Raw genomic sequence first — 8,488 nt, 5'->3', positions numbered from 1 at the left:
ATAGAAATTGGTGGCGATCAATCATAATAACAATATCATGATATTGTTATTATGATGGATCGCCACCAATTTCTATCGCCTTTTCAATCCACTTCCCAACCATGCCCCTCCGGATTCACCTATAAATAAATCCACATCACTGCAAAAACCTATATAAAATCACCTGTTTATACAGCAGTAAATTGTCTGCGCGCAAACCAGTAAACTATACCAGTCAAATCCCGCACCTCCTCAAACAAGGATACATTTACAATTATTTATATGTTTTGGGCCTCACTCTTATTAAAGTATACGTTTTGCAGGCGCCTTCCTCACCCCTATTCAATCACTACCACCTTCGCCCACCATTAATCACCAAGAGGTAATTTATTCCACATAAAAAGTATAAATATACAAATATATGTATTAATCCAGAATTATGTAGGAAAAATATTCCGCCGTGAATACCTTTCAATGCATCCACGCCTGAGGAAATCCACCCCTACGGACAGCGGTGGGCCACAGAAGATCGGGCGGACGAACATTCAACCAGTTGCCTGCCCGCAGCCCATCACCTCAGGTTTCTCGATCTTCTGACTTCACTATCCAAAAAAAATAAGGGATCACAAATGATTCTTTATTTGCCGTATAAATCGGTTAGGGATCATTTTTGATCCTATAATTTCTTGATAAAATGCCTAGCAGTAACAGATCATATATGATACTATTGCCGAAAATTTTCCCATAAAGGATCATGTATGATTCCTAATAAAAAACCTCCAATAGGTAACATCGAGACAACTATGCGCGATCTAGGCACCCGATTGGCTCGGGTTCGCCTTAGTCGCAACCTGACCCAAGCACGACTGGCGCAGGAGGCCGGAGCTTCGCTTCCGAGCATCAAGCGGCTGGAGGCTGGCCGGAACAGCTCGCTCGATACCCTTCTCCGTGTATTGAGAGCACTTAACCTAGGCGATCGCATTCTCGACATCCTCCCCAACCCGGACGTTCGACCGGTCGAGCGAGTCCAGCATGACGGCCACGAGCGGCGGCGCGCACGAACGCAGACAGAAGCCCCAAAAGCCAGCGATTGGGCGTGGGCCGAGGAGGATGAGCAATGACGGATGCGACCGTCCGGCTATGGGGTAGAGATATCGGTGCAGTTAGTTGGCTCGACGACAGAGCGATCGGCGTATTCCAATACATGCCTGAGTTCGTCCAAAGCACCATAGAACTGGCGCCGATCATGATGCCGCTGCGCCACGACCCATACGAATTCCCCGGTTTGCCCCGTGACGCCTTCAAGGGTTTGCCTGGCATGATCGCCGACTCCCTCCCTGATAAATTCGGCAACGCTCTGATCGATACATGGCTCGCGACCCAGGGACGATCGGCCGGCAGCTTCAATCCGGTCGAGCGCCTTTGTTATATCGGTACGCGCGGCATGGGCGCGCTCGAGTTCCATCCCACGATCCTCAAAGGGCCGCGCAAATCCCAGCGCCTTGAGATCGATGCGCTGACCAAACTCGCCAACGAAGTCCTCAACAATCGCGCCAACCTTACGGGTATCCTCAAGGGCGATGACGACCACGAAACCCTGCAGGAGATCCTGCGCGTCGGGACGTCCGCAGGCGGCGCACGCGCCAAGGCTATCCTTGCATGGAATGAAAAAACCGGGGAATTCCGATCCGGTCAGGTCAAAGCCGGTGAAGGTTTCACCTATTGGCTCATGAAGTTCGACGGTATCTCCAACAATCGTGACAAGGAGCTGGCCGATCCACAGGGCTTTGGCATTATCGAGTACGGCTTCTTTCTCCTGGCCCGCGCCGCCGGCATCGACATGACCGAATGCCGCCTCCACCATGAAGGCGGCCGATCGCATTTCATGACACAACGCTTCGATCGCACCGCCAACGGCCAGAAGCTCCATATGCAGTCGCTCGCAGCCTTGCGCCACTATGATTTCAACGCAGCAGGAGCTTATTCCTACGAACAGGCCGTCGAGACGATACGGCTCCTCGGCCTTCCCGCTTACGACATTGAGCAGCAGTTTCGCCGAGCGGTTTTCAACATTCTCGTCCGAAATCAGGATGACCACGTCAAGAACATCGCCTTCCTCATGAATCGAAGAGGCGAATGGCGGCTGTCACCAGCGTTCGACGTCAGCTACGCCTACAATCCGGATGGAAGCTGGACCCATCAGCACCAGATGAGCCTGAACGGTAAACGCGATCATTTCGAGCTGTCCGATCTTATCCAGTTTGGCGTTTTCTGCGACCTCAAGCCCAAAAAGGCCGAAGAAATTATCCGCGAAATGCATACGGAGGTAGAAAACTGGCAAGCCTTCGCGGAACAGGCCGGAGTAACAGAAAAGACCGCGCAAACTATTCATCGGGCCATGCGGCGAGAAATCATCATTTCAGGCTAAGACATAGGACCTGATCAATCACATGCTAAGGAGAGGCCGTCTATAGAGGAACCCGGTACGGAAGACCGGCATGCGAGAGGCATGGCCTCACAACCCCTGCAAGAATGTGGAGTAGCAATAGCCTGCCGATCGCGGCTAGGATATCTGTTCAGAGGAATCGAAGGTGAGGCCATGAAAACGGATATCGGACATCTTCCGCAGACAAAGCAGCGCGAACTGGAAAAGGTCGTCCGGATCATCCATGAGGAGTTCGCCGGCATTGTCGAGCGTTCGAAGTCCGACACCAAAAAGGACGGGCGGATCTATAAAATCATCCTGTTCGGTTCCTACGCGCGTGGCACATGGGTGGATGAGCCGCATACGTCGAAAGGCTACCGCTCGGACTTCGACATTCTCGTCATCGTCAGTAACAAGGAACTGGCCGACCCCAAATACTGGGACAAGGCCACCGACCGGCTGATGTGGGACAAGGAGATCGAGACACCCGTTGGCCTCATCGTCCACGGTGCCCGCGAGATCAGCAACTTCCTGCATGACGGGCAATACTTCTTTGTCGATCTCGCCCGCGAAGGCATCATCCTCTACGAATTCGACGACCGGCCGCTGGCCGAACCGAAACCGCTCAGCCCTGCAGACGCACTCAGGGTGGCAGAGGAGCATTTTGAAAAGCAGTTCAACGGTGCGAAATATTTCCTCCAGCTCGCACGTTATTCGATAACTGATGCTCAACCCAACCATGCGGCTTTCACGCTCCATCAGGCGGTCGAGACGGCTTACTCCTGCTACCTCCTGACGCTGACCAACTACTCTCCGCCCTCGCACAACCTGAAATTCCTGCGCGGACTTTCCGAGGATCGTGATCGCCGTCTGGTCGACATCTGGCCACGAGACCATCAGCGGTTCACCGCATGGTACAACATTCTCAACGAGGCTTACGTCAAGGCGCGCTATTCGAAGCATTTCGAGATTTCCGAGGAAGCGCTTGCGTGGCTTCAGGAGCGCACGGCCGAACTTCACGTCCTGATCGAGGCACTCTGCCGGGAGCAGATCATAAAACTGAAGCAGGCAACCAAATCCTGACGACGATATTGAGCAGCGGACCCGTGCGCCACCGTGGGCCAATATTAGCCAAAGCTTTCAGCGGCCAACGAGATCGACACCTGACAGATGATTGTCGAAGTTCTCCGGCAGTCTCACATCGAACAGCACTCCTCGACCTTGATGCGTTGGCCGATATCGAACCTGCGCGCGACAGGCGTTGACACTTTTCTGCCAACCCGTCAGCCTCTCAACATGACCCGGACGACCAGTTTCATTTCCGAGCTTGTCCGTGACGCCAACCGGTTGGATCGTCTGGATGCCTATCAAAAACGACGCCTGCTTGAGCGGGCTGTTACGACCATCCGCGACATGCGTCAAACAATCGGAATTCCCTCCGGACCCGGCCGTGACTGTGTCGTGGACATTCACACCGTGGCCTTGTCGATTGAGCGTGGCTGGCGCTCGGATGACGACGTGCGCAGTGCTCTTCTGCAAGCAGCTGGCATGATCCGTGATCTTCATATCGTACTCGGCAGCAAAACCGGAATACGCATTGCCAAGCCGACCGGCTGAGAGCTTGTTAGGCTGACATCATAAGAAGGCGTCAGGTGACCGATGACCTGAACAGTTGCCGGACATTTCGCCTGCACCGTTTCAGGCCATGACAGGGAGTAGTACCGTGACGAGTTCCTTCAGAACTCGGAACATCATCGCTGATCATTGTCGTCGCTGTTATCCTGCACATCCGGCAATGATGCGGGCTCCAGAATATCTGCGAACAAGGCAAGGTCTGCATCACGCGTAAAAAAGGCCGGAAGTTCCTTTGCCAGCCACTGCCGCAGTTCGTCATGATGACGGGTTTGATCATTCCGCTCCAGTTGCTCCAGCAGAAACGATCCAAGCAAAATCTTGCGACGCGTCGCCTGCGCTCGCCCCTGCCTGTCCAGCCGCGCCTGCAATGCCTTCCGGCGTTCTTCCAGTTGACTGATACGTTCTGCGATCGGCTTGCGCATATCGTCATCCCCTGATTGATGCGTTTGTTTCCCTATTCAAACACGAGCAATTGCCACTTGGCGACTACTACTTTTAGTAGTCGAAATGCCTGTTTGATGTTGCTAACCTCGCCACCGGTAAACAGACAAGGGCGCACTTACGACTTGCACCGCATCAGAGCGCTGAATTCCCCGTTTGCGGATCGGAGATTTCGTTTGGCGATTTATCATCTCAGCACCAAACCTGTCTCGCGCTCATCCGGCCGAAGTGCCGTCGCTTCTGCCGCCTACCGTTGCGCGGTTCTCCTCACCAATCACCGCGATGGTCCCGTGCATGACTTCACCCGCAAAGAGGGCGTCGAGCATATCGAGATCGTGCTGCCGGACGGTCTTTCTGCCGATTGGGCTCTGGATCGTTCGGCTTTGTGGAATGCTGCCGAGTTTGCAGAAAAGCGCAGGGATGCCCGCGTCGCCCGCGAATTCGAAATCGCGCTTCCGCATGAGCTGTCGCCAGAAGGGCGGCTGAAGGCTGCACGCGCCTTCGCCCAGGATCTGGCAAACCGCTATGGCGCGGCCGTGGATTTTGCCATCCATTCGCCAAGCGAGCATGGTGATATCAGGAACCACCATGCGCATGTGCTGATGACGACGCGACAGCTTGGCATAACCCGCCTTGGCGAGAAGACTTATCTCGAGCACAAGAACGCCAGGCTGCTGGCAAATGGCATGGCGACAACCGACATGCAGCTTCGCGATATCCGGCAAGCGTGGGAAGGCATCGCCAACCGTCAGCTTCAACGCGAAGGCCTTGATGTTCGCATCGATCATCGCTCGCACATGGAGCGCGGTCTTGAACTGTCGCCGACCGAGCACATGGGCGTGCACGCCTCGCAGATGCTGCAGCAAGGCATGGCAGTCGAGCGCGGGAGGCTGGATGACGAGGCAGCACGGCAAAATGCCGAACTGATCCGGCAAAAACCGGAGCAGGTTTTGTCACTGATCAGCCATGAGAAGAGCGTGTTTGATCGGCACGATATTGCCAAAACCCTGCATCGCTATATCAACGATGACGCCCAGACATTCCGGAACGCCTTTGCCGCTGTGATGGCGTCGCCAGCGCTTGTCGAACTCCAGGCTGAGCACCTCGATCCTGAGAATGGCGACGTCTCCAATGCGCGCTATTCGACGCGGGAGATGATCGATCTCGAACTCGCAATGGCGCGATCGGCGGAGCGGCTGCATCAGGCGCAGTCCCACGGTGTCGATCCGCGCCATGTCGAGCGTGCGATAGAAAAACAAGATCACGCTCTTCGGACAAGCTCTGGCGGAATGGTGGCCGCGAGCGACCCTTCAGCGGGATTGTCGGACGAACAGCGTCAGGCGATCGAGCATATTACCGGGCGAGAACGCATTACGGCCGTGGTCGGGTTTGCCGGTGCCGGAAAGTCCACCATGCTCGCAGCGGCTCGTGAGGCCTGGGAGGCTCAAGGCTTTCAGGTCCATGGTGCGGCATTAGCCGGAAAGGCAGCCGAGGGGCTTGAGGAAAGTTCCGGCATAGAGAGCCGCACGCTCTCGTCATGGTCTTACAGTTGGGACCGTGGCCGGGATCTGATCGGCCAACGTGACGTGTTCGTCATTGACGAGGCTGGCATGGTCGGCAGCCGGCAGCTTGCCCGGTTCATCGGAGAAGCGGAAGCGCGCGGCGCAAAGATCGTGCTTGTCGGTGACCATGAGCAGCTGCAGGCAATCGGGGCCGGTGCACCCTTCAGGGCGATTGCCGAGCAGATTGGCCACGTCGAGCTTTCCGGCATTCGCCGCCAGCGCCATGATTGGCAGCGAGAAGCATCGATTGCCTTTGCCACCCACAAGACGGCCGAGGGCCTCGCTGCCTATCGCGATCACGGCGATATCCATTTTGCCGAAAGCCGCGACGCGGCGATGGCAGAGATCGTGCGTGATTATGTCGCCGATAATGCTGAGCGTCCGGATGGCAGCCGGGTTGCCATGGCGCATCGCCGCGCTGATGTACGCGCCCTCAATACCGCCATTCGCTCCGAACTTCAGAACCGGCAAAGGCTCGAGCGCGGCCACGGGCAGAACGCCGGTGCGGACCGAGGAGACCGTGGGGATGTTGAGGACCGTGGGAACAGTGAGAATGTTAGAGAACTCACCTTCCAGACCAATAACGGCAAACGCGCCTTCGCCGCCGGTGACCGGATCATCTTCCTCGAAAACAACCGCGACCTCGGCGTGAAAAACGGCATGCTTGGCACGGTCGAACATGTCGAGAAGGGTCGGATCGTTGCGCGGCTCGATAATCGGGGTGGCGATAGTGTCAGCATTCTGACCGACAGCTACCAGGCGATCGACCACGGTTATGCGACGACGATCCATAAAAACCAGGGCGCGACAGTCGATCGCGCTTTTGTGCTGGCGTCCGGCACCATGGACCGGCATCTGACCTATGTCGCCATGACAAGGCATCGCGACAGCGTGCAGCTCTATGCCGACATCACGGAGTTCACCAATGCGGGCCGGCTGGTTGATCACGGCGTCGCGCCTTACGAGCATAATCCGCAATCACGCGACAGCTATTTTGTGACGCTGGAGAATGACAAGGGCGATCAGCGCACGGTGTGGGGCGTCGATCTCAAGCGGGCCATGCGAGATGCATCGTCAGAGATCGGAGACAGGATTGGACTGCAGCATGAAGGCGCCACGCCTGTCACGCTTCCGGACGGCACAAAGGCCGAGCGAAATGCATGGCGTGTCATCAAGGGCGATGAACTGGCCTACCAGCAACTGACAAACCGACTATCGCGTTCCGGCGCCAAGGAAACCACGCTGGATTATGTCAGCGACTTTGCCGAGCGGCGCGGGATCGCCAGCGACCGATCGGTCGGGCAAGAGTTTGGTGTGAAAAGCGAGATCGAACTTGCTTCCGCTCGAGACTGGCGTCAGCAGGTTTTGTCCCGCGCGGCCCATCCAGTGCGGGAACAACAGGGCCGGCCATCAGAGCGTCAGCAGGTTGACGAGGAACGTGCCGGCGATCTGGCCGGTCCTGCTCACCGCGAAAATCCTCGCAATCCGTTCGCCCGAGATATCGATGACGGACAGCGGGACGACCGGACAGATGACAATAAAGGATATCGCCGCATCCGCTGGTCCGACCTCATGTCGAAAGAAAGCATCCTCCCTGCCCCCACAGAAGCTGTCGGCCAGCGATCGGCTCTGGAGACTGGCAAGCTCACTCCGCTTGTGCCGGCGATTACCCGATACCAACGCAGCATCGAACAGGTGGCGCAGCAAAGGGCGATGTCCGTCATCGAGCAGCAATTCGATACTGTAGAATCTCTCGTGCGCCGCGTGTTCCGTGATCCGGCCGAGGTCGCCGCAAGATTGCGCACCGCGATGACCGAGAAGGAAGGCAACGGCAAGATCATGGCAAAGGCCATGGCCGAGCAACCCGAGCGGTTCGGTGACTTGCGTGGCAAGTCAGGTCTGTTCGGAAACAACAAGGAGCGGAAGGAGGCGCTGCAATATGCCAGGCCTCTCTCTGCCCATATCGGCTATGTCTCCGAGGCATGGGAGCGCCGGCTTGGCGAAGAACGTCAAAGCGAACAATGGCAGCGCGACAAGCGTGACGTGATCGAGGTGCCAGGCCTCACGCCGCGTAGTGCCGAGATCCTTGCCCAGGTGGAGAAGATGCCGGTCGAGCGGAGAAGCAAGTTCATCAAAGAGCTGCGATCTTCGCCTGAGGGCCGGACCGCGCTTGATGAGGCAAAGCTGGTGGCCGACGCGCTCACGCGGCGGTTTGGTAGTTCTGATCCTCGCAGGTTTGCCGAGGAGCTGGAGACACGTCCCGAGATCGCAAAACAGGCCGAGCAGATCCAGACAATCGCCCGCATGGTGGATCGGACACGCCATGCCGAGCTTAGCCATGACTATGCGCTGAAACAGCAACTCAATCAGTCTCGCGGGCTTGGATTGAGCCGATAATAGGGGCACGGAACGATAGCTGATTTGTCGGGCCTACGACGTCGAACCT

Annotated in this window: 6 protein-coding genes; 5 read left to right on the top strand and 1 reads right to left on the bottom strand. The window is 56.6% G+C overall.

The window, feature by feature from the left end; all coding sequences use genetic code 11:
- Positions 1-737: 737 nt before the first annotated feature.
- The 4 genes from FS804_RS17440 to FS804_RS17425 all read left to right on the top strand — a co-directional run bounded on the left by FS804_RS17440 (position 738) and on the right by FS804_RS17425 (position 4,021).
- Positions 738-1,100: a helix-turn-helix transcriptional regulator gene (locus FS804_RS17440; protein WP_144578101.1), complete on the top strand. Its 363-nt coding sequence runs from the start codon at positions 738-740 to the stop codon at positions 1,098-1,100.
- Positions 1,097-2,407 (top strand): type II toxin-antitoxin system HipA family toxin, encoded by a 1,311-nt coding sequence (locus FS804_RS17435; protein ID WP_144578099.1) that lies wholly within the window; start codon positions 1,097-1,099, stop codon positions 2,405-2,407. The genes FS804_RS17440 and FS804_RS17435 overlap by 4 nt, the downstream gene beginning before the upstream one ends.
- Before the next feature lie 171 nt (positions 2,408-2,578).
- Positions 2,579-3,487: a nucleotidyltransferase and HEPN domain-containing protein gene (locus FS804_RS17430; protein WP_144578097.1), complete on the top strand. Its 909-nt coding sequence runs from the start codon at positions 2,579-2,581 to the stop codon at positions 3,485-3,487.
- An 87-nt stretch (positions 3,488-3,574) separates the two neighbouring features.
- Entirely contained in the window at positions 3,575-4,021 is a 447-nt protein-coding gene (locus FS804_RS17425) for a hypothetical protein (protein ID WP_246665903.1), read from the top strand.
- A 134-nt stretch (positions 4,022-4,155) separates the two neighbouring features.
- Here the strand turns inward: FS804_RS17425 and FS804_RS17420 are convergent, their stop codons facing one another.
- A complete protein-coding gene (locus FS804_RS17420) occupies positions 4,156-4,461 on the bottom strand; it encodes a mobilization protein (RefSeq protein ID WP_144578095.1) in 306 nt (101 codons plus the stop codon).
- Between the two features lie 195 nt (positions 4,462-4,656).
- Between FS804_RS17420 and traA the strand changes: the two genes are divergently transcribed.
- Entirely contained in the window at positions 4,657-8,439 is a 3,783-nt protein-coding gene (gene traA, locus FS804_RS17415) for a Ti-type conjugative transfer relaxase TraA (protein ID WP_144578093.1), read from the top strand.
- Positions 8,440-8,488: the final 49 nt, after the last annotated feature.

This window comes from Agrobacterium sp. DE0009 (assembly GCF_007680755.1).
Taxonomy (GTDB): Bacteria; Pseudomonadota; Alphaproteobacteria; order Rhizobiales; family Rhizobiaceae; genus Agrobacterium; species Agrobacterium tumefaciens_B.
Note: the sequence above shows the minus strand (reverse complement) of the source record. Positions and strands in the feature narration are given on the sequence as shown.

Bases quoted from the DNA above. Each gene is read 5' to 3' on its own strand.
- FS804_RS17440 (WP_144578101.1), top strand. From the start codon at position 738: ATGATTCCTAATAAAAAACCTCCAATAGGTAACATCGAGACAACTATG.
- FS804_RS17435 (WP_144578099.1), top strand. From the start codon at position 1,097: ATGACGGATGCGACCGTCCGGCTATGGGGTAGAGATATCGGTGCAGTT.
- FS804_RS17430 (WP_144578097.1), top strand. From the start codon at position 2,579: ATGAAAACGGATATCGGACATCTTCCGCAGACAAAGCAGCGCGAACTG.
- FS804_RS17425 (WP_246665903.1), top strand. From the start codon at position 3,575: ATGATTGTCGAAGTTCTCCGGCAGTCTCACATCGAACAGCACTCCTCG.
- FS804_RS17420 (WP_144578095.1), bottom strand. From the start codon at position 4,461: ATGCGCAAGCCGATCGCAGAACGTATCAGTCAACTGGAAGAACGCCGG.